The following is a 21,926-nucleotide window of genomic DNA, read 5'->3' on the forward strand; positions in this document are numbered from 1 at the left end:
TGAGCGCCTCTTTCGTATTTGGGATATGTTCTTTGGTCGGAACGCTTCCCAGTATACTAAGTGGCGCTTTTTTGCTCAAAGCTCAAATTACTTCATTACAGGAATGGCTCCTCATTCATGTACTTTATTATATACTTAATGTATAAAATGAATTACAATATGTCAAATATTTTTTACATTCTTGGCCGCGCAAAAGACACCCCTTCCCGCCTTGAGCAACCGTTACAAGGGCTCTTCGGAGGGGAGGGGTTTGAGAATGAATGCGTTCGTTGTTGTAGAAAACTTCGATATACTCAAATAAAAGCTGGGGATGTCCCCCATGAATATGCTCGGCGCCGGTGCCAAGATGATCCACCAGCTGATGCGGAGCAAAAATGTTTCTTCGTTAGAGGAACTGATTCAAAGCGCCCTTGAGCAGGGGGTTGAAATGGTAGCCTGCCAAATGTCCATGGACCTGATGGACATCACGCGCGAGGAACTGATCGACGGCGTTCAATTCGGCGGCGTCGGCCACTATCTCGGCAGAGCCGAGCTGGCGGGACATAATCTTTATATAACTATCCGGAATGTTATGAACACGCACGAATAGCGCAAGCCTGAGAGATTAATTCCCCTCTCGGAGCTTGCGCTATTTGCTTCCCGGACCTGCGGCGTTAACTCCTGATTACTTAGCGCGGGACTCATTGTCAGACTTATTTCTTCCTTCAATGCCATGTTGGATATAAGGAAATGCGAATTTAATAAATTGCTCCGGCAGTATGTTCTGCCCCTCTCGTCTCCATTCAACGGAAGCCCCGTAAATGCCCCAGCTTAATAAGACAGCCGTAATTTTCAGAGCTTCATCCTTTTCGGCTTCGTGCTGCTTTAACAGCATTTTGTAAAAAATGACTTCGAGCTGTTCCCTAATAATGCGAGCAATGGTGTCTTCGTAACCTCTATGGCAGCGGCTAGATAACGACTTCTGAAAATCCGTTACAGCTTTAAAGATTCTAACGAAGGCTTCTTCATCTAATTCGTCGTTTTGGTAGAAATCGTAATTCAAATTCACTAACAACACTTCCGATAGCGCCTTTTCTAATAAGTCATAGATATCTTCGAAATGATAATAAAAAGTGGCGCGATTAATCATCGCCTCTGTCGTGATATCCTTTATGGTAATCTCCTTGAATTCCTTTTTTCCTGAAAGTTCGATGAAGGAATCCATAATTAATTTGCGAGTACGCACAACTCGAGGGTCTGTCTTTGATTGCGTCATTCGAATAACCCCCTACTTTTCAGACAAGTTCTTGAATGTGTTGTATACACGACAAATCCTCGGAACTATTGGTGTTGATCGTTATTATTATGATCTAAAATTCAAACATCGGCAAACTTAGGAGGGAATAAATATGATCTGCGATTTAAAAACAGGGGCATGCGGAGAAGCTGACGAGGAAGAGCTGGAGGTTATCGATTTTAATCAACCGCAAAAATCGGTTCATCTATATTATGTAACCGATCCGATTTGTTCTCATTGCTGGGCGATTGAACCCGTTCTTCGCCGTTTTGTTGAGCAGTATGGACATTATTTTAACTTTCATACGGTGATGGGCGGTTTACTGGAAAAATGGCATGACGGACCGATCGATCCTGCCAACGGAATCTATAAACCGGCCGACGTTGCCGGTCACTGGAGAGAGGTAGGCCAGCATTCGAGAATGCCGATTGACGGGTCCTTAATGATTGACAATCCGGTTCAGTCCTCTTACCCTCCCTCTCGTGTATTTAAGGTCATTCAAAAGAATCATTCTGCTGCAAAAGCATTCGAATATTTGCGCCGTGCAAGAGAAGCGCTGTTCGCGTTTAATCAAAATATAGCGGATAAATCCGTGATGATTGAAATCGTGGATCAGCTTGGGCTTGAGGGTGAAGCCATTGTCAACGAAGCTGAACAGCCTGTCGGCCAACAATTATTGGATGAAGATTTTGCTCTGGCGAGAAAATTAGGGGTTAGAGGCTTCCCAACCATTATAATGATCAACGAGGAAAATAAAGGCGTAAAAATCGCCGGCGGCCGGCCGTTCGAATACTACGTCAACGGCTTAAAACAAACCCTTAATCAAGAAGAACTGCAGCCAAAACCGCTCCCGTCCTTTGCCGACATGCTTGAGAAAGAAAAACTGCTGTTTTCCAAGGAAATTGAAGTCATGTACGATCTCGGGCAATCCGAAGTTGCCTCATTTGTTGAACGAGAGCTGACGTATGACCGCTATCAAGCGAAGGAGCTTCTAGGGGAAATGTACGTTACAACAAGTAAAAAAGGATGAAAAAACGGGCTAGCAGCCCGTTTTTGAAATCGATGCCTGTACGTTAATCGACCGGAGCCGCGCATAGTACGCTTACCCTCCCTCGTATTTAAAAGGCAATGTCGGGCGAGTGCACGTCTTGTAGATTTTAAGCGGGATTTCTGCTTTAAATTCGCTGCTTCAGCACTTTCGAGGCATTTAAGATGGATTCCCCGCTTTAATTCCACGATTCGCTCTTTTTTCCAGAATTAGAGCGGATTTTCCGCTCTAATTCTGCGAATCACTCTCTCTCGGTGAAAATAGCGCGGGTTTTCCGCATTAAATTGTTCCGCCTTGCAAGGATCACGAGAGCCATCCTTCCAGATCGTATTTCGCATACCGGAACTATAGATTCTCTTCTCTATTTAGCCGCCTTCGTGTTATTGTATATGGATATGAATAGCAATTGTTATTGACGGCGCTTTCACAGTTTCACCGATTGGGGAGGCACAATAAAGCCATGTCGCGAACCGTTTCGATCCGCTCCATTTTGTTAACGGCAATCCTGTTCCTCATGATCTTTCCGCTTGTCGTCATCACCTTCATTACTTACCAGAAGCAGAACGATCTTTTCCAGAATCAAGCCAGCCAATTCGTACAGCAATCCGTCGCACAGACCAAAAGCACGTTGGATACGAACCTGAACGAGATCGATCGGCTGACCTGGTCGCTGCTTTATCAACAATCTCTCGATTTTATCGACGCTCCGCTGGATACAACCTATCAGCTCAACGAAGCAAACCGCAAATTCAAAGAGAAGGTGTATTCCGATTTATTCAGCGGGAAGCTGAATCACATTCGAACGATTTCATTCGTGACTTCCGACAGCTTCGTGCTGTCTACGGACAGCTCCCTGTCTCATTACGACCAACTGGATCGGATAAATTACAGCTATATCGTCAAGCAGTTCAACAAGGAGCCGCTAAAGATGCATACTCCATATCCGTTTTTGCTTCATGACGATTCTCCCCCTTTAAAGTAATGTTTCCTTGCCGGAAAGTTGTAATCGCTTACCAAATCTCATTTTATCGAAGCCAACGGGCGCGCGATAGCGGGGTGAATCTATCTTTAATTCCGATTTTTCGCCCAATCGGCTCCTCCCCGGGAATTGCGTTTGCGGTAAATGCCAAACACAAACAGCGGGGCAGCCCGAAGCTCCCCCGCTTATCCTTGAATTCGAAGCCCGCGCAACTTCCGAGGCCGCTATGCGCCGCGAACCAGGCTTATCGCGTTCATTCGAACAGGCCGATTATTCCGCCCGGCAGCCAGTACTTTTTGACGATAATAACGACCCCTAGGACGACAACGAACAGCAAAATATTTTTAGTCGTTTTATTCGGCTGCTTGCTCATCCTCTCGCCTCCCTACTTATCGAATCGTTTACGGCTGTAGACGCCCAGGCATAGCAGACTCGCCGCAGCGCTCCAGACGGCCAGGGCGATCAGGTGAACGCCGAGATCCGCAGCGCTTCCGGCTTCAAGGGACTTGGTCAATCCGAGAATAAAATGCTGGGTAGGGAGCCATTCCACGACCGCCGAGAACCATCCTGCCTCCAAGGAAGGCGCCAGCATCGGCCCCATAATGACGACGAGCAGCAGGGGCAATCCGACGATCGACGATTCGGTGACAGTACGCGACAGCAAACCGATCGTCGTGCCGAAAGCGAGAAAGGTGACGAGCAGCAGAAGGACCAGCAGAGCCAGCCAGTAAGGATTGCCGCGCGGAATCTCGGTGACGAGAAGCGAACCGGCCATGACGATCACAGCCAGCAGCGAAGTGGCCAAGCTTTTGCCGATCAGCACCTCCGCGGGGGATGCGGGGGAGAGCATCAGCATGCGCAGCGTATTCTTCTCCTTCTCCTCCGCCACCATGTTCGCCTGAACGAAGGCGCCGGTTATCGATACCGCCAGCAGCAGAGGGAAGGCGAGAACGGTCGGATCGGACGCATCCTTGCGGTTAAGCAGGAAGGAGAAGACGATCGGCATGGCGGCGGTCAGCAGGATTTGCGGATTTTTAAGAGCATCTTTCCATTCTTTCGTCAGAAAGGCCTGCAGTCTCCGTAACGAGAAATTCATGACAGCTTCCTCCCGGTCAGCCGCACGAAGATGTCTCCGAGCGTCGGTTCGTTGGAATGGATCGACAACAGCTGCCCGGACCGCATCCACTGGGAGATTCGGTCGGCCGACGCGCTGTCGTTGTTCACCACGTGTCGGCCTTCCGGCGTCGTCACCGTGATTGTGCGGTCCGCATACTGCCGCTTTAATTTCTCAGGAGTGTCCAGGGCGGTAATCGTCCCGTTGTTCAGAAACGCGACGCGATCGCACAGCGCCTCGGCCTCCATCATATCGTGGGTGGTCAGGAAAATGGTCGTTCCCTGCCGGTTGAGAGCCCGCAGCGTATTGTGGATCAATGCGGTATTCATCGGATCGAGGGCTGACGTCGGCTCGTCCAGGAACAGCAGATCGGGCTTATGAAGAAGGGCGCGTGCCAGAACTACCCGCTGCTTCATGCCTTTGGACAACTGTTGGACCGGCGTCTTGGCTTCATCGGACAGCCCCACGCTTTCCAGCGTTTCGGTCACCGCACCATGAGGCGCCGCGTACAATCCGCGAAACAGTTCGAGGTTATCCAGCACGGTTAAGCGCTCGTAGATCCCGCTGTTGTCGGTCATAATGCCGATTCTGCTCAGCAGGTCCGGTTCCCGCTTGCCGGCCATCCGTCTATTCAGGACGGTGGCTTCCCCCGCGCTCGGTATAAGCTGGTTCGTCAAAATTTTAACCGTCGTCGTCTTGCCCGAACCGCTCGGTCCGAGGAACCCGAAAACTTCGCCTCGCTTGACGGTAAAGCTGATCCGGTCCAATGCTCTCTTGTCCCGGTACCTTCTTTCCAATTGATGGACCTCAATGGCCAATTCCATGTGTTCGACCTCGCTTCTGAAAGGATGAATGGGTTTTGCGCCTTCATCATAGCGGGCCGGAGGACTGGAATGCAGCATTTCGGCGGCGAAAGGAGCGTTCGGTGGGTTCAAACCCGCATTTCGAAGGATGAACGGACGCCCGGCTCAAATGCCGATCATCCGCTTCAATTCCTCGTATCGGCCTTTGGACAGCGGAACCGCGCGCTTGCTGCGGTCGGCCATGACAAGACTGTAGCTGTTGCGCGTCCAGACGATCACCTCGCGAACCTGCTGCAGATTAACAAGGTAGGACCGGTGACATCGATAGAAATGAAAGGGCTCGAGGCGCAGTTCCAGCTCGTTAAGCGTCCACACGCAGGCAAGCGTTTCCGTCTCCAGATGCAGCATCGATTGGCCGTCGCTGCTTTCGACGTACAGAATCTCCTCGGGATCGACAAGTATAATCTTGTCCCCGGCTTTAGCCGGAATTTTCGCGACCCGGGGGCGCGGCTTGTCCTCCTGCGCCTCGCCGTGCAGCGCCGCTTTCGCCATCTTGTCCGATTGCGCATCCGAAGCTCGCTGTGCGTACGGCTCCACCGGCTCCGCTTCTTCGCGGATCGCCAGCCTTGTCACCCCTTGGGAGGTTAGCCGGTAGGCGTCGCCGGTCAACGACACGGCGCTTTCGGTGGAGGAGCACGTGATAAGCAGCGCTTTGCCCGCCGCCGACCAATTCGCCGCCATTCTTCTAACGATCGCGCAGCTTTCAAGGTCAAGTCCCTGCTCCGGATTCTCCAGAACGATGAGCTCCGGATCGTGGAGGGCGCAGCGGACGAGATGAAGACGCCGCCGCTCGGACGTGTTCAAGCGAGCGATCGGAGTGTCGGCCAAAGCCAGCAGTCCCGCCGTCCGGAGCAACTCGGCGAGCGGTTGGCGTACGCCGAACAGACCGGCCCAAAATTCCAGATAAGCTTTGACTTTTAATCTGGGGTACTCTCCGTCCTCCAGCCCGCACACCCCGATTCTCTTGCAGGTGTCCTCGTCTCTCATGCGCAGCGGCTTGCCCCGGAACAGCACGAAATCCCGCGCCCCCGACGCAGCGCCGGTTATCGCTTCGACCAGAGCGCGACCTTGATCGTCGTTGCATTGAAGAGCGATGCATTGACCGTAGCCGACTTCCAGGTCGACCTGGACTGTCGCGGCTCCCTCTGCAGGAAGCGGAATACGAACCAATTTCAACAAAGCCATAGAAGCTCCTCTTTTCTATGTAACTCGCGATATTCCGTCCGATCCGCCCGATGATTAACCTTCAGAATCAATGGGCAGCTTTTTGACTCGGGTCGAGTCCGGTTGACAGTTGGAATAAATCATGTAACAAGGACCCTTCACGGTTTCGTCCATGCGGTCCAGCAGCATCTGCGAACGGGAGCGAATCTTCGTTCTGTAATCTCCGGCCAAGTCCACTTCAAAGGCTACCCCGCTCATCTCCCTTTTGTACTTACCAGTCGTTTCGTGATCAGTATATCACAGAGGTAGCCGACAGAATCGTTGAGCGACCCGAGAGAGAAGATTTCAGCAAGAATTGAAAAGTAAAAGCGGGCTTGTTTTGATACCTTGTTGTCATAACAGCAGAAAAGAGGGAATCGCATGAACGACAAGCCATAAGGAAAAGAAACCGAATCGGCCCCTACAGCGGCGGGGCTTCTCGGTTGGGCGGGCAGGCCTATTGGCCATATTGGCAGGCATACTGTAATTCATTCACCCTCGGAGCGGCTCTCTTCCGTCAACTCAGCCTCATGGGTATGGCGGCTGTCCTGCTTGCCTTGGCGCGGTGGTGACTCTCGCCGGCGCTGTCATTCCCCATCCGCTCGACCGGACCCTGGCGGCGCCGATGGGGCTGGCTTTCATCTGGTTAGGTTATGCGCTTTGGTCCGGACGCGGGAGGCGCTCGGGAATGCCATCGTCCGTGAACGGAGAATGACCGGCATATCGCCGCAAGGCAAAGCCCGCGCCGCCATTGGCTCGCGGGCATCTGCTCCGTTCCGATTCATGGCGCCCTCCGATCTCCGCTTCCCCTTATTGTCGAGACCGTTGCAGCCATTCCTTTTTTAGCAATGCATAGAGATTGGTATTTTCATATTTGGGTGTTCCATCTTCGTTATTCGTAAATGAAACGAATTCCATCATGCAGCCTTCTTTACGCATACCCAATTTTTCGCATAATTTTTGGGATCTGAAGTTATCGTCCTCGACATACGCATACAGCCTTCTTGCTTCTTTTTGCATAAAGAGGTACTCCAATAACGCTTCTGCACTTTCACTTGCGTATCCCTTGCCCTCGTACTTGGCATTGAAATTCCATCCTACATTAAAGGTATCGGGTTCTTCCTTCATACAGAATAAGTCTCCAATAAGAGAGTCGCCGTCTTTTAAGCAGACCGCAATATGAGAATCATCGCCGCTTCTGTTCTGAACCTCCGAGACAGCTTCTTCTAATGTGCTCAGTTTTCCATCAAGGAAGCAGCTCACTCTGGGATTCGTCGAATACTCCAACAGCCCTGGAGCATCAGCCAGGGAGAAGTTTCTTAATACCAATCGATTCGTTTCGATTTTTTGCATGAGTTATTCCTTCCTTCCACATCAAGTGACTTCATGTATTCGCGCCTGTTCCGTCACGGTTCACCACAATGGAGGTCATTCCCGCTCTTAGTGCGGTGCCTCGGATGTTCCGCAAGCATCGACCTCAGTAGGCTTTTCACAGCGGGGTGAGACGACAGCAGAAATTTCTCTTTACTCTGACTGTATTCGGCCACCTGCCCTTTCTCCATGACCGCAAGGGCATCGGAAATCGTATAAGCCGCTTTAATATCATGGGTAATGAATAAACGACAATCGGAGTGAGCACGTCTGGCAGGTTCAATCCTTTAACCCTCTTTCGGCGACGCGTAAACGGTTAGTAGAAGCATAGAAGCCATCACAAATGATTCTATCACTTTATGTCGAATTAATGTTCGCTTTTTTAGGTCTCGAAGCCCATGCCTGAGCCCATAAAAAAAACTACCGCAGGACAGCGCCTGCGGTAGTTTTTAGAACCCGACTTCATCGGATCTACGATTAGAACCGGTTGCTCGTTCCCGTTGTCGGTACAGTCACAAAGAATCCCACTCCTCGAGATCGATACCCATGCGCCTATGTTTCCTCTCCATTTGCGCAAACAGCCGGACGAATTTCGTCATGACCGGCTCCATCGATTGCTGCATATGCGCCATAATCGTGGACAAATGCACTTTGCTGGCGGATGCATCTGCGGCAAATTTCAGCAGATGAGCTACTGCCGCCATCGATATTTCCGTATTGACGTTGATTTTGCATATGCCGGAGCGGATGGCTTGCGAAATGACATCGTCCGGCGTTCCCGAACCGCCGTGAAGGACAAGCGGGACTTGTACCTCCGAGCGAATCCGTTCCAGCAGGGCAAGATCGATCTTCGGCTCACCCGTATACATCCCGTGGACCGTACCGATCGCAGCAGCCAAGAAATCGACTCCTGTTTCGGCGACGAACCGTTTAGCCGACTCCGGATCCGTCAACGTCCCGTCTCCGTCTTCCTCGTCGGAGAACGCGCCTCTGGCGACGGAGCCGATCTCCGCTTCAACGGATACCCCCGCCTTATGGGCGATCTCGACAATCTCCTTCGTCCGCTGAATGTTTTCCTCCAGATCGAACTTCGATCCATCATACATAACGGACGTAAATCCGCAGCGGATGGCGCGAATGATCGACGATTTCTCATAGGCATGATCGAGATGAAGCGCCACCGGCACGCGGGACTTCCCCGCCATTGCTTGCACGAGCGCCGCAAACCCTTCGACGTCCACTGTCGGAAAATATCTTTCTCCCAAGGCGATGATGACCGGCTGGTTTTCTTTCTCCGCGACGCTGATCGCCGCTTGTACGGTCTCTAAGCTATAGACGTTAAAGGCGGCAACTGCATACTCCCCCTGCTGCGCATCCACGAGGATTTGTTTGGTGTTGAATCGCATCGGACTGGCCCCCATAGATGATTATCGGTTATCCAACAGTTCTACCGTTTCCCTCAGCGTCGTCTTTGCGCCGACGTTTCCCGGGAAAATGATGTAAGGAATCCCGGGAAACTTGCTTTCATTCCCCGTGATCCATACCGGGATTCCCGGCTTGATTTGGCCGGCTACAGTCGCTCTCTGCACTTGAAGACCTTTGGTTCCGATATCGCTCGACGTAATACCGCCTTTTGCCAAAATATAGCTCGGGCGAACCTGCAGCCGCTGCACGATGCTTGTCACCGCATCCGAAATTTTCACGGAAAGCTTCAGTTCTTCCTCTTGTTTGCCTTCCCCAAGATCGAGTCTTTCCCGTCTTGTGTAGACCGTTACGGTTGTTCCTGCGGTTAACCTCTTCTCAGCCTCGGCAATGACGCGATCGACCTCAACCGCAAACTTGTCCGGCTCTACAACCAGGTGGCTGTCCAACTGGATAAACTCGATAAATGAGCATTGTTTCAATTCTTCCAGCTGTTCCGTCGTTTTTTGGACATGAGAACCGACAAGAACAAGGCCCCCGCGGCGATGATCCTCCCGAATGAGTTCATCTCTCGTGAGCAGCGGCCTGTCGCCTACGCCGCCGATCACCTTCGTGAACGCAGCCGCGCTGCGGAACGCAAAATGTTTGCCGGACTTCATCGCCCGAATCAACGCGATCGTAAAAACTTCCACGTCCGTGTAATCGGCGGCGTTGACGATGACTTTATGAAAGCCGCTCACTTGAAGCAATTGATCCGTGATGCGATCGAGGTTCATCGCCCGAATGTCCTCAAGCGAAATATAGGTTGCGTCTTCGGCCTTGTACCGTCCACCCGATTTTTCTTCCACCCATTCGCCCAAATGAGATTTTGTATAGCCGAAGGTCCGATCCTTCGCAAATTCCGTTTCCCCTGCGGGAACCAGCTCATCTCCATACTGAACATAATGGATGTTGTCGACGGTCAAACGTCCGCCTTCTTTGAAGAACGGGATGATCACTTCGCCGTCGAAGCGCAAATCCGACCGGGCTTCAATCGTTTCCTTAAGCGTTTCCGTCTCCAAAGGATAATGTCCCCGGAGGGTGGAGTCGCCCCGGCTGACGATCACGAACGGCTGATTCAGCTTCCTCGATACGGCCGCCACATTCTCCGCGATTTCCCGATGCGCCGCTTCGCTTTCGCTAGCGATCATCCCCCGGGAATTCGTCAGGATAAAGAACATCGGCTGTTTCTCGCGAAATCCTTGTTCAATGCTGTCCATCGACCAGTCGGTATACACCGAGAGGCCATGAACGGTTTGAACGCCCGTCGGATCGTCGTCCAGCACGACCATTTTTCTATTAAACTGCTGCAGTTCTTTCTCTAAGGTTTCATGAACTGAGGCGCTATCGACTTCAGTAAGGTTTTCGAATACTTCTCTCGCCATTCTCTTTCCGTTATACACCGCTAACGCCATCCTTTACCCATTTAAATTCCCGGCAAGATTCCGCTGAACAAGCTTAATGCGAATACCGTTGCCAGCGCCGTCAAGCCTGCGATGAAGCCGCCCAAGGTCCACGCTTTCAAGGTTTGGGTGACCGTGAGATTGCCGAATCTGCTAACGACCCAGAAGCCCGAGTCGTTCGGCAGCGACAAACCGATGCCGCCGGCGCAGATCGCAAGACCGAGCAGAATCGGAGACACGCCCAGATCGCCGATCATCGGTCCCAAGATGCTCGAGGTCGTTACGAGCGCCACCGTCGCGGAACCGAGCGACGCCCTTAGAATTTGCGAGAAAATAAACGCCAACAACAAAATCGGAATGCTCAGATCTTGCATGGTGGCGATTAAATAGTCGCCTATGCCGCTCTTGTTAATGACCGCGCCGAAGGCCCCTCCTGCTCCGGTGATCAACATAATAATGCCGGCCGAATTGATCGCTTCCGCGTACAGTTTGGAATTCTCCGCCGTGATGTAAGGCCGAAGCACAATAATAGCGACGATAGTGCTAATCAATAAAGCAACATTTTTGTCGCCAATAAATCCGAATAAAGCCGAAATCGTCGTATCGGGAAATGCCAGCTTCGAAATCGTGTTCAACAAGATGAGGACGATCGGCAGGCAAAGCATGGCGAACGACAGACCCGTACTAATTTCTTTACGCGGCTTCGCTTGCTCCGAGGAGGCCTCTTCCACATGAATTTCGCCCGAATGCTTTAACCGCTTGCCGATGTACATCCCGTACAAATATCCGCCTACTAAAGTGGCCGGAATGGCGCAAAGAATGCCGTACAGAATAAACAAGCCTAAATCGGATCCGGTATTCTCAGCGACAACGAGCGGACCGGGCGTCGGGGCAACCATGTTATGCGAAACGATCAAGCCTATGCCGAGAGCGGTTGTGAAGGACATGACGGCGATTCCCGTCTTGGTCGCCAAGCTCTTGATCAGGCCGCTCAAGATCACGAACGCCGCATCGAAGAATACCGGAATCGATACGATCGTACCCGTCAATCCGAGCCCCGCGGGAGAGCCTTTGGGACCGAACGCCTTTAGAACCGCTTGCGCGATCTTCTCTACGGCGCCCGATGCAGCCAGGAATTGGCCGAAAATAACGCCGAGACCGATTAGAATGCCGACGCCTGCCAGCGTATTGCCGAATCCGGTCGTCACGGTGCTTGAAACATCCTTGAGCGGCATGCCGATGACCAGCGCCGTAGCGAAGGCAACGAGGATCAAAGATAAGAAAGGCTCAACCTTGAGTTTCAAAATGAGGAAAAATAGAGCTGCTAAAGCCAATAGAAAGATCACGATCAACATTGGACCCGTTACCATAGTTCTGTAAGCTCCTTTATCGTATAATAAACATCCTCTTATTTACGTTTCTCAACCTTGACACCCGTTAGGCTCTCATAGTATTGAATGATTCCGCTGTGGTCCAGGCCTTGTTTCCCTTCCCTCTCCAACGCTTGGAACACTTCCAGGACATGACTCGTTAACGGCAGCGGTACGTTCTCCTTCTCCGCCGCTTCCATCACATTGGTCAAGTCCTTCATATTAATGTCGATCCGGCCGCCTGGTTGAAAGTTTCTCTCCAGAACCATCGGCGCTTTCGCGTCCAGAACAGTGCTTCCGGCCAATCCTCCGCGGATCGCTTGATACATCTTCTCCACGTCGATTCCCGATTTGGCTGCCAAGACGAACGCTTCGGACATCGCTGCGATATTAACGTTCACGATGATTTGGTTCGCAAGCTTCGCAATGGAGCCGCACCCGTTGCCGCCGACCAGCGTAATATCCTTCCCCATAGCGGCCAATACGGGCTCCGCTTTCTTATAAATCTCCTCCTCGCCGCCAACCATGATCGCTAACGTTCCGTCGATCGCTTTCGGCTCTCCGCCGCTCACCGGGGCATCCAGCAGATGCAATCCATGCTCTCTCAATGCCGCCGCGACCTCCTTCGAAACGATCGGCGAAACCGAGCTCATATCCACGACGATCGCGCCCGGCTTGGCTCCATGGACGATGCCGTTGTCGCCGAGAATCACATTCCTAACAATCGCGTTGTTCGGCAGCATCGTGATGATGACATCGCTCTCACGAGCGACCTCCATCGGAGACGAAGCGCTCTTGGCTCCTTCCTGGACCAGCTCGCGGACCGCCGCCTCATTCACATCGGCGACCGTCAATGCGAAGCCTTCCTTTAATAAATTTCGAGACATCGGTTTCCCCATAATGCCGATTCCTATAAAACCTACGTTCATTCGAAGCCCCCCTGAAGCGCTTTCATTATGTTATCCAACGCCATTGTACACAATATTTTTATTTTTGTATACAAAAATGTGAAAAGTGAATGCATTTTATTGAAGTTACTTTCCTTTGTGCTTGCGCCGCTTTATACTTTATTATGAGTGAATACAAAATGAATTATTCTTCATCGAGGAAATGTGAAAGAGGGAAGGACATTTACATGAGCAAGCAACCGTTTCAACTTGCCTATTTGACCTCCTATGAATTTATTAGGGATAAAATATTAACCGGAGAGTACCCTCGAGGGACGAAGCTGGTGGAGGAACGATTGGCGGAAGAGTTAGGCGTCAGCCGGACGCCGATTCGCGAGTCGATTCGAAAGCTGGAGCAAGAAGGACTGATCAAACAAAAAAGGGTCGTTAATCCGACAGCCGGAGACCTGAGCAACATTTTTCAGGTTCGCATTTTGCTGGAGGGGTTCTCCGCTCGCTGTGCGGCGTCATTCATGGATGACACTGCCCTGGATCGGCTCCAGGAATGCATTGACATAGCCCGCCGGGGGCCTGCCGACGAAACGATGAAAGCGAACGAAGAGTTCCACAATCTGATCGTGCAATCCAGTAATAACCCGCAAATGATTGATATTATCGACCGGATGCAATCCATCATCTATTTGTTCCGAAAGACCGTCGTGATGTATCGGCGTCCCTTTCTGCTCGACGAGCATCAAGAAATATGCGATGCCATCCGAGCTCATGACGGGGACGAAGCGGAACGCCTGATGAAGGAACATTTGCGGGCTGATTTGGAATTTTGTCTGCACTTGCTGAAACAATAGTCACTGAATATCGGCTTCTAGACGATACCGCGAATGTCGTCGAGTGACGCGCCCCCTTGGCTGCGCATCCAGTCCGTGATCCCGGCGGCGATCTCCGCGTCGAAGCGCAATAGATCGATCTCATCGACGACTTGCACTTTTTTGTGATACGGTTTTCCGCGCTGTCTGTAATGGCAAGCTTTAAAGAAAAATGGGCCATCCATTGTGGGATGGCCCGCTGCTCTTCATATGGGAGGGTCATTTTAGCTCATAATAATCCATCGTCGAGGTCTCCACGAAACCGCAGGATTGATAGAGCCGGAGTGCATTGGCGTTCTCCACGGCCACTTGCAGCATAATGTCCCCTGCGCTCGCTTCCTTCAGCTTATCAATCGCCTTCAAAAGAGTCGCTCTTCCAAATCCCTTACCGCGATGCTCGGGCAGAACGCCCAGACCATAGATGCCTCCAATGCCGGAGGACAACTGGATATGGACTTTCCCGACGACCTGTTTCTCAGCCTCTGCAAGGTAGATGGTCATGCCCCTCTTTTCTTCCTCCTCAGGCAGGATCATCCCTTCCCTTGGATCGTTTGTCTCCTCATCCCTCGATTCGTCGCCAAAGTATATCGCATTCTGACGGTGAATCTCCCGCGCATCCGCATTCGTCGCTTTCCGAAATGTGATGCCCTCTAAGTCATTGTGTATCTCCGGTCGATCCACCCGAAGATACATCTCATACTCCGAATGATGGTAACTTGCTCCAGTTCCTTGGATGAACGTTTGCCCAGCTTCTGACTTCCGATCGCTTAAGAGAAGCATACTCTTGGGAGATCTGTGCTTCCACTCAGCCATAACAAGCCTGCTTAATGTCCCAAAAACGCCTTGGCGCCTGTATTCTGGATGCACCATGCCGTTCACTTCGAACGGTGTATCTGGGCCGCCGAATTCGCATATCCCCATATAGCCGATCAAGTCATGTCCATCAAAGTACATGAATTCATTGATTTGGCGGATACCCGCGCAGTCTGTCCTTGAATATACGCCAACCTTGTAGTCCAACTCGAGCTTCAACGTGGACTGATCTTCGCGGATGCACCTTTCTTGGAGTCTGTTAATCAAGTCATAGTCCTCTTGGCAGAGTCCCTCTTTGAGTTTCAGCCACGGGTTACGGATAGTCTTCATGTGACACCTCTATAGGATGGATTGTCATATTTCATTTGATGTAATCCTATCATAGCAGGCTGTCCGGATAAACCAATTGCCCTTCCTCATCATTTCAAACGGTAGCCGCTTGTACGAGCAGACGCGTGTACGCGTGACGCTCCTTCGAAAACAGTTCCTCAACCGGGAACAAATCGACTAGCAATCCTTCATGCAGCACTCCGATTCGATCGCAAAGAAAGCGCACGGACGCGATATCATGCGAAATATATAAGTACGAAAGCTGATACTGCTCCTTTAAATCCTTCAATAAATTTAAAATTTGCGCTTGAACCGAAACATCGAGACTGGAGGTCGGCTCGTCGCACAGCAGCAGAGCGGGATGCAGGCTGATGCCGCGAGCGATGGCGACCCGCTGCTTCTGTCCCCCGCTTAGTTCGTGAGGATAACGGTCCAATAATTCGTCGCTGAGACCGACGAGACGAAGCAGCGCTGAAGCCATGTCCCGCTTCGATCGTATTTCAGGCTCAAGAAAAGGCGGCCGGATGTTCGGAAAATTCTCGAGCGGCTCTACGACGGATTTCCATATAGGGACTTTGGGATTAAGAGAAGCGCTAGGGTTTTGGAAGATGACTTGTACCTGCGATCTGGCTTCTTTCCAGCGCCGTCCCTTCAGGCCAAGGATGGAAGCTCCGTTCAACAGAATGTCCCCGCAATTCGGATGCTCCAGTCCTAGGATCAGCTTGGCCAACGTACTTTTGCCGCTGCCGCTCTCCCCCACGATTCCAAGGGATTCGCCTTTGAAGATGTCGAGCGACACATCCGTCAATACGAGTTGATCAGCTGTGTAGGATTTGGAAATGCGCTGTATTTGCAGCAGTGCGTTCAAGTTACGGCTCTCCTCTCGCTAATCTTTCATGGCAGGCGACCGCATGCTCGTGATGAATGATATTCATGCTCGGGACGGTCAAACAACGATCCGTCCGATACGGACATCTTGGAGCAAAGCAGCAGCCGGCTCGGGAGACCGCCCCGGGTTCTCCGGGGATCGTCGTCAATCGTTCGGAAAGATTCGTCAGACGAGGCCTCGCCTGCATCAACAGCTGTGTGTACGGATGCTGGGGAGCGCGGGAAACACAATCCGTAGAGCCTGTTTCAATGACGTGTCCCGCGTACATGACCGCCATACGGTCGGCTCGCTTGAACACATGGGATAGATCATGCGAGATGAACAAAACAGCGCAGCCTGTCTCTTCTTTCAACTCTCGAAGCAAATCGAGAATGTGCTCCCCCGTGACGACATCCAAAGCGGTAGTCGGTTCATCCGCGATGATTAGAGAGGGCTTCAGCATCAATGCGGCTGCCAGCGATGCTCTCTGCAACTGCCCCCCGCTCAGTTGGAAGGGAAAGCTTCGGAAAGCGCGCTCGGCAGGCAACCGCACCCTCTCAAGCCAACCCATCGCCGTTTCTTTCGCCTTCTTAGCCGTGGTCGAGGTGTGTCTACGAATGATTTCGACCATTTGTTTTCCGATCGTGAGAAAGGGCGTGAAGCTTCCTTGATAGTTTTGAAAGAGGTATCCGATATGCCTGCCCCTAAAGCTTCTTAACTCCTTTTCCGACATGCTGCCGATCGAAGCGCCGTTGACGAGGATGCGTCCGCCCGTCATCCGAAGCGGCTTAGACAGCATACCCAGGATCGATGATGACGTTACGCTTTTTCCGCTTCCGCTTTCGCCGACGAGAGCCAGCATCTCCCCGGCACGCAGGTCCAAATTCAAGTCATGAACGACCTTTTTGATCGCTTGACCCTTCACATTCGTCACGTCGATGTCTACATTTTCGATCACAAGCACGGATGTGGATGCACTTCCTTGTTCCATGGTCGCGGCCTCCTCTCAGCTATGCACCGTTTACGAGCCTTTGACATCGAAGATATCGCGCAAGCCGTCGCCGACCAGATTGCAAGCCATCACGACCAGGAAGATCGCCGCGCCAGGAATGAGCATCAGCTCCGGCGCCGATTGGAAGTAGGGTCGTCCGTCGTTCAGCATGGCGCCCCATTCCGGTGTCGGCGGTTGCGCCCCCAACCCCAAATAAGATAGAGACGAGATGGTGAGAATGACCTTCCCAACGTCTAATGCCGCTAACACTAACACGGGAGGCATAATTTGAGGCGTTAGGTGGCGCCACATGATCTTCCAAGTGCTGCATCCTCCAACCCTTGCAGCAAGCACATACTCCTTTTCCTTCTCCGAAAGGACGACACTCCTGACGATCCGAGCATACCCCGTCCATTTGACGGCCACGATTGCAATCATTAAGTGGGTGAGGCTGCTGCCGAGAAAACCCGCGATCGCGATTGCCAAGATAAACTCGGGCAGTGCCGTAATGCCGTCGTTAAACCTCATGATGAACGCATCCAAGCGCCCGCCCTTATACCCTGACCATAATCCCGACGGGATGCCAATTCCTATGATGGCGGCTACGACCAGCGCGGTGATTCCGAGGGTATATTGAGCGCCGAGCGCGAGTCTTGTGAATAAGCAACGCCCCATGGCATCGGTGCCCAGCGGATACTTCCAACTCGGGGACTGCAAGCGCTCCGCCATATTGACGGTCAAAGGGTCGTTCTGCACGATCATTGGCCCGACGAGACTGATCAGCACGATGAGTGCAAGCAACGCGGCGCCGCCCAGTGGCAGAGGATGTCGCAGCAGTTCGCTGAACCGCCGCCTTGGAGAAATGACGGCAGACGTCGCCTGTTGTAGGCTTGCGGATGTCATTGGGCACTCTCCTTTGCGTAGCGAATTCGGGGATCCAGATAGCGATACGAGATATCGACCGCTAAGTTAATGAGTACGACCAACGTTCCCGTAAAGAGCACGAAGCCTTGGATGACAGGGTAGTCTCTTCCGCGAATGGCGCCCATCACCATACTTCCGAGACCCGGCCACGAGAACATCACTTCAATTACCACGGCGCCGCCGAGCATCGTTCCGACATTCAGTCCGAATAGCGTCACGACGGGCAGCAAAGCGGACCTCGATGCGTGCCTAACCAATATTTGCCGCTCCGACAGTCCCCTGGCTCTCGCGGCCGCAATATAATCTTGAGACATGCTCTCGAGCAACCCGGCCCGTAAGATGCGTGCGTACATGGCGGCGAAAGCGAAGCCCAACGTAAAACACGGAAGGATCATATTTTCTAGGGATCCTACGCCCATCGAAGGCAGCCATTTCAGCTTATAGGCAAACCCATAAATAAGCATCAACCCGAGCCAAAAGCTTGGGATCGAAGCGCCGACGAAGGCGAGAATGCGGCTAATATGGTCGGGCCATCTTCCCACATACCGTGCAGCCAGCATTCCGAGCGGGAACGTCATCAGCAGCATGAGGACAAGCGCACCGCCGGCCAGCTGCAGGGTCACTGGAAGTCGGCTTACGATCAGCTCCGTTACGGGTTTCCCCGTAAGATGCGATATCCCGAAGTCCAACTGAACCACCTTGAGCAGCCAGCGTCCGTATTGCACAGGTAGAGGCTGATCTAAACCGAGCTCCTTTCGGAGCTCGGCCTCATCCGCTGCAGTAACCATAAATTCATCCGGCTGAAGAATTGTTCTGACCGGATCGCCCGGCGCCAGCTTCATTAGCGTGAAGGTGACGAGCGAAAGCACGAATAAAACCAAGATCAGCTGGGTGCATCTTTTTCGAACGAGAACCAGCAACTTACTTCACATCCATCGTAGAAGTCAAAATGTAGAACTCTTCTCTGCCCGGAGACCAGTTTACAATCCGCTCATTGACTCCGATAATCAAATTCGGGAACACCGCATAGCTGTGCAGCACTTCCTTGTCGATAACGGCGACGGCTTGCGCGATGAACTTGTTTCTCTTCGTTACGTCGCTCTCGTTGTTCAGTTGCTGCAGGACCGCGTTGAGTTCGGGAACATCGATGTTGCCAGGGTTAAGCGATCCTCCAGGTGCGAAAGCGCTGTTCAGGAAGAAGCCGCCGTCACCGCGGGGAGCGGTCAAGTTGCTATATGTCGCCAAATCCCAGTCCCGATTTCCCCTTAAATAATGATCCGAATCTTCGACCGTCTTAATCTCGATCGTAACCCCCGCTTTAGCTGCATCGGACTGCAGCAGCTGCGCGATCAATGGCAGCTCCGGTCTTGCGCTGTACGTGATAAGCTCCAACTTGAGCGGCTGACCGTCTTTCGACATCTTCCCGTCTGTTCCTAGTACATAGCCAGCGTTCATTAACAGTTGCTTCGCTTTTTCGATATTGTGCTCCACGGCGGGAGCGTCGCTGCCGAATGGAAGCTTACTGTTGAAGGGACCGTTCGCCGGCGTGGCATTGCCGAGCATTACATCATTCGCCGCGCTCTCTCGATCGAGCAAGTGGTTCAAAGCTTGTCTCACGGACAAATCCTGCATTTGAGGTTTGTCTTGGTTGTACAGCACGAAGTGTACGCGAAGACTTGCCAAGGATTCAACACGAAGCCCCGCCTCGTTCTCGATCACTCGGATACTTTCGGCCGGCAAGCTCCAAGCGATATCCGCTTCTCCCGATTGGAGCGCCAACGTCCGGACATTCGCGTCCTCGTTAAACAAAACGACGGCCTGATCCAGCTTGGCTTTCCCATCCCAGTAATCTTCGTAACGTTCCAAGTGCGCTTCGATATTCGGCGTAAACTTCGTTACCTTAAAGGGTCCCGTCCCGACCGGAGTATTGTTGAACGCTTCTGTGCCCATCGCTTCTTCGGCAGCGACGCTGACCACGGACGCATACGGGTTGACGAGCTCCGAGGGCAGCGCGGGGTTCGGCTCGGCCGTGACGATCTTCAGCTTTTGTCCGTCCGCCTCCATAGAACTGATCTTCAATCCGGCCAGGCGCTTGCTTACGCTCAGGCCGCGTTCGAACGACGCTTTGACCGCTTCGGCATCCAGCTTCGTCCCGTCGTGGAAGGTGACGCCGTCTCTAATCGTGAAGGTCCAGGTGATTTCGTCCAAGGCTTCCCATTCGGTAGCCAACCAGCCTTGCAGCTTTAAGTCGTTGTCCAGCTTCACGAGCGTCTCTGTAATCCCCGCGCGAAGCGGCGTAAAGTCGTTGTGAGGGTCGAGCGTACTCGATTTAAAGTGCAGCATTAACGTAAGCTGCTTCATTCCCGGTGTTCCTTGCGCTTCATCTTGCTGCTTTGTCGCGCAGCCAATGACGGAAGCGAATAAAAAAAGTGTCAACAGAATCAATAAGGCCCTGGATGCAGCATGTCTTGTGGTCAAGGCGTCTCTCTCCCCAAATCTGTATAGTCATTACCCAGATGGCTATTATAATCGTAATCATTACGTTTGTAAACGTAATAATTACGATTTTAAGGGGCGAGTCGTTAAAGCCGCGTAACTGGTACAACAGCAACAGGTGCGAACCATAATCTAATTCGATTTTAAAGTTCACCCTTAGGTGGACTTTTATTTTGACAAACGAATTAAAATTACAGTAAACTGTATATAATACACTTAAGTGTAACACAAACAGTTGAATGTCATTGGAGGCATGCCATGAATAGCTATACTGCTAAACAAATTGCTGAAATTCTCCAACAGGATGACCCGCGCATGAACTTGCGAACAGTAAGGTACTACACGCAAATTGGCATGGTACCGCCCCTTGAATTAGTGGGAAACAAAAGGGTTTACACCGATAATCACATCCATTACTTCCGTGCCATTCTTACCTTATCCAGAACCGGGGAAACATTGGCTTCCATTCAGGAGACATTGAGAAAACTATCCCTGGAGGACATCGAAAAAATAAGTCAGCAATTGACCTTGTATGAGCCTAGCCGAATGATTGAAAACGAAACTCTAAAGATAACGGATGATGTCATTATCACGATCAGCCCTCGAATTTCTGCGGAGTTAAAACAAAGAGTTATCGATTCGGTATCTCAAGCGCTAAGGGGTGAAAATCCGTAATGCTTGACCTTAAATTAGCCAAGTCAAAGATGGAGAACGAAGAAGGAATGAATCATCTATGGGTTCAGCTATACCGGGATGAAGAAGTCGAATCCCAACAAGCGGAAATCCAAATACGCCTACCAAAAGGCGTTTACCGCTCGCATAACCTCAATGGTTTTGTTGAGAATGACCGTGAACACATCGTAGTTGATGCCTTCGACCCAGATGTTATCATTGAAATCTTTACCCAAGACGCGATTCCATGTGGTGAAACGACCATCGTAGTAAGCTTATGGACAGCCGAGACCACGGTAAGCAAAGAAATATCGATTCTAGTCGTCGAAGAAGATGAAATGGATCGAGTAGAGATTGACGAACAAGTTGTCGAACGAATCAAAAAGTTAAGCAATGCCGCTTCACCTTATGATGCAGGAACAAATATTGTATCCCTTCAACCAAGGATACTGGGTAAAAGGGACAATGAATATTCGCACTTAGAAAAGAAATATCGCATTGACTACTGATGAAGAAGGGGGTATAGCCATGAATCTGATTCCTTATGTTGTCGAGCAATCCTCTAGGGGGGAAAGAGCCTACGATATTTACTCTAGGCTCCTGCAAGACCGCATCTTATTGGTGTCCGGAGAAATTACAGACGATGTTGCCAATAGCGTTATCGCACAGCTTCTATACTTAGATGCTGTGGATTCGGAAAAAGACATCAATATGTATATCAACTCACCAGGTGGTTCAATTTCAGCAGGCATGGGAATCTACGATGCCATGCATTTAGTAAAGGCTGATGTAGCAACGTTGTGTGTTGGAATGGCGGCTTCAATGGGTGCCTTTTTATTGGCAAATGGAGCGAAGGGTAAACGGCTCGCACTTCCTAACAGTGAAATCATGATTCACCAACCTCTCGGCGGAGCGCGAGGTCAGGCAACTGATGTTGAAATAAGCGCCAAACGCATTGTTCGATTACGAGATA

The 21,926-nt window shown here is 51.5% G+C and carries 25 protein-coding genes; 7 read left to right on the top strand and 18 right to left on the bottom strand.

The genetic code is table 11. The features are described from left to right. Nucleotides 1-310 precede the first annotated feature (310 nt). Complete coding sequence (locus ACESLK_RS27915) at nucleotides 311-589, top strand: DsrE/DsrF/DrsH-like family protein (RefSeq protein WP_373233093.1); 279 nt, start codon at nucleotides 311-313, stop codon at nucleotides 587-589. A 75-nt stretch (nucleotides 590-664) separates the two neighbouring features. Here the strand turns inward: ACESLK_RS27915 and ACESLK_RS27920 are convergent, their stop codons facing one another. Then, on the bottom strand, nucleotides 665-1,255 hold the full coding sequence (locus ACESLK_RS27920) for a TetR/AcrR family transcriptional regulator (protein ID WP_373233094.1): 591 nt from the start codon (nucleotides 1,253-1,255) through the stop codon (nucleotides 665-667). 133 nt (nucleotides 1,256-1,388) lie between these two features. Between ACESLK_RS27920 and ACESLK_RS27925 the strand changes: the two genes are divergently transcribed. Together ACESLK_RS27925 and ACESLK_RS27930 are read left to right on the top strand one after the other, a co-directional pair. Then, entirely contained in the window at nucleotides 1,389-2,306 is a 918-nt protein-coding gene (locus ACESLK_RS27925; protein ID WP_373233095.1) for a DsbA family protein, read from the top strand. Between the two features lie 478 nt (nucleotides 2,307-2,784). Next, nucleotides 2,785-3,306 (top strand): hypothetical protein, encoded by a 522-nt coding sequence (locus ACESLK_RS27930; protein ID WP_373233096.1) that lies wholly within the window; start codon nucleotides 2,785-2,787, stop codon nucleotides 3,304-3,306. Nucleotides 3,307-3,688: 382 nt separating this feature from the next. Here the strand turns inward: ACESLK_RS27930 and ACESLK_RS27935 are convergent, their stop codons facing one another. From ACESLK_RS27935 to garR, 10 genes are all read right to left on the bottom strand, one after another. After that, entirely contained in the window at nucleotides 3,689-4,399 is a 711-nt protein-coding gene (locus tag ACESLK_RS27935) for an ABC transporter permease (RefSeq protein ID WP_373233097.1), read from the bottom strand. Beyond that, a complete protein-coding gene (locus ACESLK_RS27940; RefSeq protein ID WP_373233117.1) occupies nucleotides 4,396-5,241 on the bottom strand; it encodes an ABC transporter ATP-binding protein in 846 nt (281 codons plus the stop codon). The genes ACESLK_RS27935 and ACESLK_RS27940 overlap by 4 nt, the downstream gene beginning before the upstream one ends. A 144-nt stretch (nucleotides 5,242-5,385) precedes the next feature. Then, nucleotides 5,386-6,465, bottom strand: coding sequence for a LytTR family transcriptional regulator DNA-binding domain-containing protein (locus ACESLK_RS27945; RefSeq protein ID WP_373233098.1), 1,080 nt, complete (start codon nucleotides 6,463-6,465; stop codon nucleotides 5,386-5,388). Nucleotides 6,466-6,519: 54 nt separating this feature from the next. Then, nucleotides 6,520-6,702 carry a hypothetical protein gene (locus ACESLK_RS27950; RefSeq protein WP_373233099.1) on the bottom strand — a complete coding sequence of 61 codons (183 nt, stop codon included), beginning with the start codon at nucleotides 6,700-6,702 and terminating at the stop codon, nucleotides 6,520-6,522. Nucleotides 6,703-7,121: 419 nt separating this feature from the next. Continuing rightward, nucleotides 7,122-7,268, bottom strand: a complete 147-nt coding sequence (locus ACESLK_RS27955) for a hypothetical protein (protein WP_373233100.1) — start codon at nucleotides 7,266-7,268, stop codon at nucleotides 7,122-7,124. 25 nt (nucleotides 7,269-7,293) lie between these two features. Continuing rightward, nucleotides 7,294-7,836, bottom strand: coding sequence for a GNAT family N-acetyltransferase (locus tag ACESLK_RS27960; RefSeq protein WP_373233101.1), 543 nt, complete (start codon nucleotides 7,834-7,836; stop codon nucleotides 7,294-7,296). 530 nt (nucleotides 7,837-8,366) lie between these two features. Beyond that, nucleotides 8,367-9,260 carry a class II fructose-bisphosphate aldolase gene (locus tag ACESLK_RS27965; protein ID WP_373233102.1) on the bottom strand — a complete coding sequence of 298 codons (894 nt, stop codon included), beginning with the start codon at nucleotides 9,258-9,260 and terminating at the stop codon, nucleotides 8,367-8,369. 21 nt (nucleotides 9,261-9,281) lie between these two features. Beyond that, complete coding sequence (locus tag ACESLK_RS27970) at nucleotides 9,282-10,730, bottom strand: four-carbon acid sugar kinase family protein (protein WP_373233103.1); 1,449 nt, start codon at nucleotides 10,728-10,730, stop codon at nucleotides 9,282-9,284. 11 nt (nucleotides 10,731-10,741) lie between these two features. Further along, a complete protein-coding gene (locus ACESLK_RS27975) occupies nucleotides 10,742-12,088 on the bottom strand; it encodes a GntP family permease (protein WP_373233104.1) in 1,347 nt (448 codons plus the stop codon). A gap of 38 nt (nucleotides 12,089-12,126) precedes the next feature. After that, nucleotides 12,127-13,017, bottom strand: a complete 891-nt coding sequence (gene garR, locus ACESLK_RS27980) for a 2-hydroxy-3-oxopropionate reductase (RefSeq protein ID WP_373233105.1) — start codon at nucleotides 13,015-13,017, stop codon at nucleotides 12,127-12,129. Nucleotides 13,018-13,223: 206 nt separating this feature from the next. On the opposite strand from garR, the gene ACESLK_RS27985 reads away from it, so the two are divergent. Beyond that, nucleotides 13,224-13,841, top strand: coding sequence for a GntR family transcriptional regulator (locus tag ACESLK_RS27985; RefSeq protein ID WP_373233106.1), 618 nt, complete (start codon nucleotides 13,224-13,226; stop codon nucleotides 13,839-13,841). A gap of 17 nt (nucleotides 13,842-13,858) precedes the next feature. Here the strand turns inward: ACESLK_RS27985 and ACESLK_RS27990 are convergent, their stop codons facing one another. The 7 genes from ACESLK_RS27990 to nikA form a co-directional block, all read right to left on the bottom strand. Continuing rightward, nucleotides 13,859-14,044, bottom strand: a complete 186-nt coding sequence (locus ACESLK_RS27990) for a hypothetical protein (protein WP_373233107.1) — start codon at nucleotides 14,042-14,044, stop codon at nucleotides 13,859-13,861. A gap of 34 nt (nucleotides 14,045-14,078) precedes the next feature. Next, nucleotides 14,079-14,939, bottom strand: coding sequence for a GNAT family N-acetyltransferase (locus ACESLK_RS27995; protein WP_373233108.1), 861 nt, complete (start codon nucleotides 14,937-14,939; stop codon nucleotides 14,079-14,081). 157 nt (nucleotides 14,940-15,096) lie between these two features. Next, entirely contained in the window at nucleotides 15,097-15,870 is a 774-nt protein-coding gene (locus ACESLK_RS28000) for an ABC transporter ATP-binding protein (protein WP_373233109.1), read from the bottom strand. Nucleotide 15,871: 1 nt separating this feature from the next. Further along, the gene (locus tag ACESLK_RS28005) at nucleotides 15,872-16,861 is read right to left on the bottom strand and encodes an ABC transporter ATP-binding protein (RefSeq protein WP_373233110.1); all 990 of its coding nucleotides are present in this window, start codon (nucleotides 16,859-16,861) and stop codon (nucleotides 15,872-15,874) included. Between the two features lie 30 nt (nucleotides 16,862-16,891). Beyond that, the gene (nikC, locus tag ACESLK_RS28010) at nucleotides 16,892-17,764 is read right to left on the bottom strand and encodes a nickel transporter permease (protein WP_373233111.1); all 873 of its coding nucleotides are present in this window, start codon (nucleotides 17,762-17,764) and stop codon (nucleotides 16,892-16,894) included. Then, nucleotides 17,761-18,705 carry a nickel ABC transporter permease gene (gene nikB, locus ACESLK_RS28015; RefSeq protein ID WP_373233112.1) on the bottom strand — a complete coding sequence of 315 codons (945 nt, stop codon included), beginning with the start codon at nucleotides 18,703-18,705 and terminating at the stop codon, nucleotides 17,761-17,763. The genes nikC and nikB overlap by 4 nt, the downstream gene beginning before the upstream one ends. Nucleotide 18,706: 1 nt before the next feature. Further along, a complete protein-coding gene (nikA, locus tag ACESLK_RS28020; protein ID WP_373233113.1) occupies nucleotides 18,707-20,263 on the bottom strand; it encodes a nickel ABC transporter substrate-binding protein in 1,557 nt (518 codons plus the stop codon). A 276-nt stretch (nucleotides 20,264-20,539) separates the two neighbouring features. On the opposite strand from nikA, the gene ACESLK_RS28025 reads away from it, so the two are divergent. The 3 genes from ACESLK_RS28025 to ACESLK_RS28035 all read left to right on the top strand — a co-directional run. Beyond that, nucleotides 20,540-20,956: a MerR family transcriptional regulator gene (locus ACESLK_RS28025; RefSeq protein ID WP_373233114.1), complete on the top strand. Its 417-nt coding sequence runs from the start codon at nucleotides 20,540-20,542 to the stop codon at nucleotides 20,954-20,956. Next, entirely contained in the window at nucleotides 20,956-21,462 is a 507-nt protein-coding gene (locus ACESLK_RS28030; RefSeq protein ID WP_373233115.1) for a hypothetical protein, read from the top strand. The genes ACESLK_RS28025 and ACESLK_RS28030 overlap by 1 nt, the downstream gene beginning before the upstream one ends. A gap of 19 nt (nucleotides 21,463-21,481) precedes the next feature. Next, nucleotides 21,482-21,926 (top strand): ATP-dependent Clp protease proteolytic subunit (locus ACESLK_RS28035; protein ID WP_373233116.1); only part of this gene is annotated, 445 nt, incomplete at its 3' end.

Origin of the sequence: Cohnella sp., from assembly GCF_041640265.1 — a bacterium.
Classification (GTDB): Bacteria; Bacillota; Bacilli; order Paenibacillales; family Paenibacillaceae; genus Cohnella.

Bases quoted from the DNA above. Each gene is read 5' to 3' on its own strand.
- ACESLK_RS27915 (WP_373233093.1), top strand. From the start codon at position 311: ATGTCCCCCATGAATATGCTCGGCGCCGGTGCCAAGATGATCCACCAG.
- ACESLK_RS27920 (WP_373233094.1), bottom strand. From the start codon at position 1,255: ATGACGCAATCAAAGACAGACCCTCGAGTTGTGCGTACTCGCAAATTA.
- ACESLK_RS27925 (WP_373233095.1), top strand. From the start codon at position 1,389: ATGATCTGCGATTTAAAAACAGGGGCATGCGGAGAAGCTGACGAGGAA.
- ACESLK_RS27930 (WP_373233096.1), top strand. From the start codon at position 2,785: ATGTCGCGAACCGTTTCGATCCGCTCCATTTTGTTAACGGCAATCCTG.
- ACESLK_RS27935 (WP_373233097.1), bottom strand. From the start codon at position 4,399: ATGAATTTCTCGTTACGGAGACTGCAGGCCTTTCTGACGAAAGAATGG.
- ACESLK_RS27940 (WP_373233117.1), bottom strand. From the start codon at position 5,241: ATGGAATTGGCCATTGAGGTCCATCAATTGGAAAGAAGGTACCGGGAC.
- ACESLK_RS27945 (WP_373233098.1), bottom strand. From the start codon at position 6,465: ATGGCTTTGTTGAAATTGGTTCGTATTCCGCTTCCTGCAGAGGGAGCC.
- ACESLK_RS27950 (WP_373233099.1), bottom strand. From the start codon at position 6,702: ATGAGCGGGGTAGCCTTTGAAGTGGACTTGGCCGGAGATTACAGAACG.
- ACESLK_RS27955 (WP_373233100.1), bottom strand. From the start codon at position 7,268: ATGAATCGGAACGGAGCAGATGCCCGCGAGCCAATGGCGGCGCGGGCT.
- ACESLK_RS27960 (WP_373233101.1), bottom strand. From the start codon at position 7,836: ATGCAAAAAATCGAAACGAATCGATTGGTATTAAGAAACTTCTCCCTG.
- ACESLK_RS27965 (WP_373233102.1), bottom strand. From the start codon at position 9,260: ATGCGATTCAACACCAAACAAATCCTCGTGGATGCGCAGCAGGGGGAG.
- ACESLK_RS27970 (WP_373233103.1), bottom strand. From the start codon at position 10,730: ATGGCGTTAGCGGTGTATAACGGAAAGAGAATGGCGAGAGAAGTATTC.
- ACESLK_RS27975 (WP_373233104.1), bottom strand. From the start codon at position 12,088: ATGGTAACGGGTCCAATGTTGATCGTGATCTTTCTATTGGCTTTAGCA.
- garR (WP_373233105.1), bottom strand. From the start codon at position 13,017: ATGAACGTAGGTTTTATAGGAATCGGCATTATGGGGAAACCGATGTCT.
- ACESLK_RS27985 (WP_373233106.1), top strand. From the start codon at position 13,224: ATGAGCAAGCAACCGTTTCAACTTGCCTATTTGACCTCCTATGAATTT.
- ACESLK_RS27990 (WP_373233107.1), bottom strand. From the start codon at position 14,044: ATGGATGGCCCATTTTTCTTTAAAGCTTGCCATTACAGACAGCGCGGA.
- ACESLK_RS28005 (WP_373233110.1), bottom strand. From the start codon at position 16,861: ATGGAACAAGGAAGTGCATCCACATCCGTGCTTGTGATCGAAAATGTA.
- nikC (WP_373233111.1), bottom strand. From the start codon at position 17,764: ATGACATCCGCAAGCCTACAACAGGCGACGTCTGCCGTCATTTCTCCA.
- ACESLK_RS28025 (WP_373233114.1), top strand. From the start codon at position 20,540: ATGAATAGCTATACTGCTAAACAAATTGCTGAAATTCTCCAACAGGAT.
- ACESLK_RS28030 (WP_373233115.1), top strand. From the start codon at position 20,956: ATGCTTGACCTTAAATTAGCCAAGTCAAAGATGGAGAACGAAGAAGGA.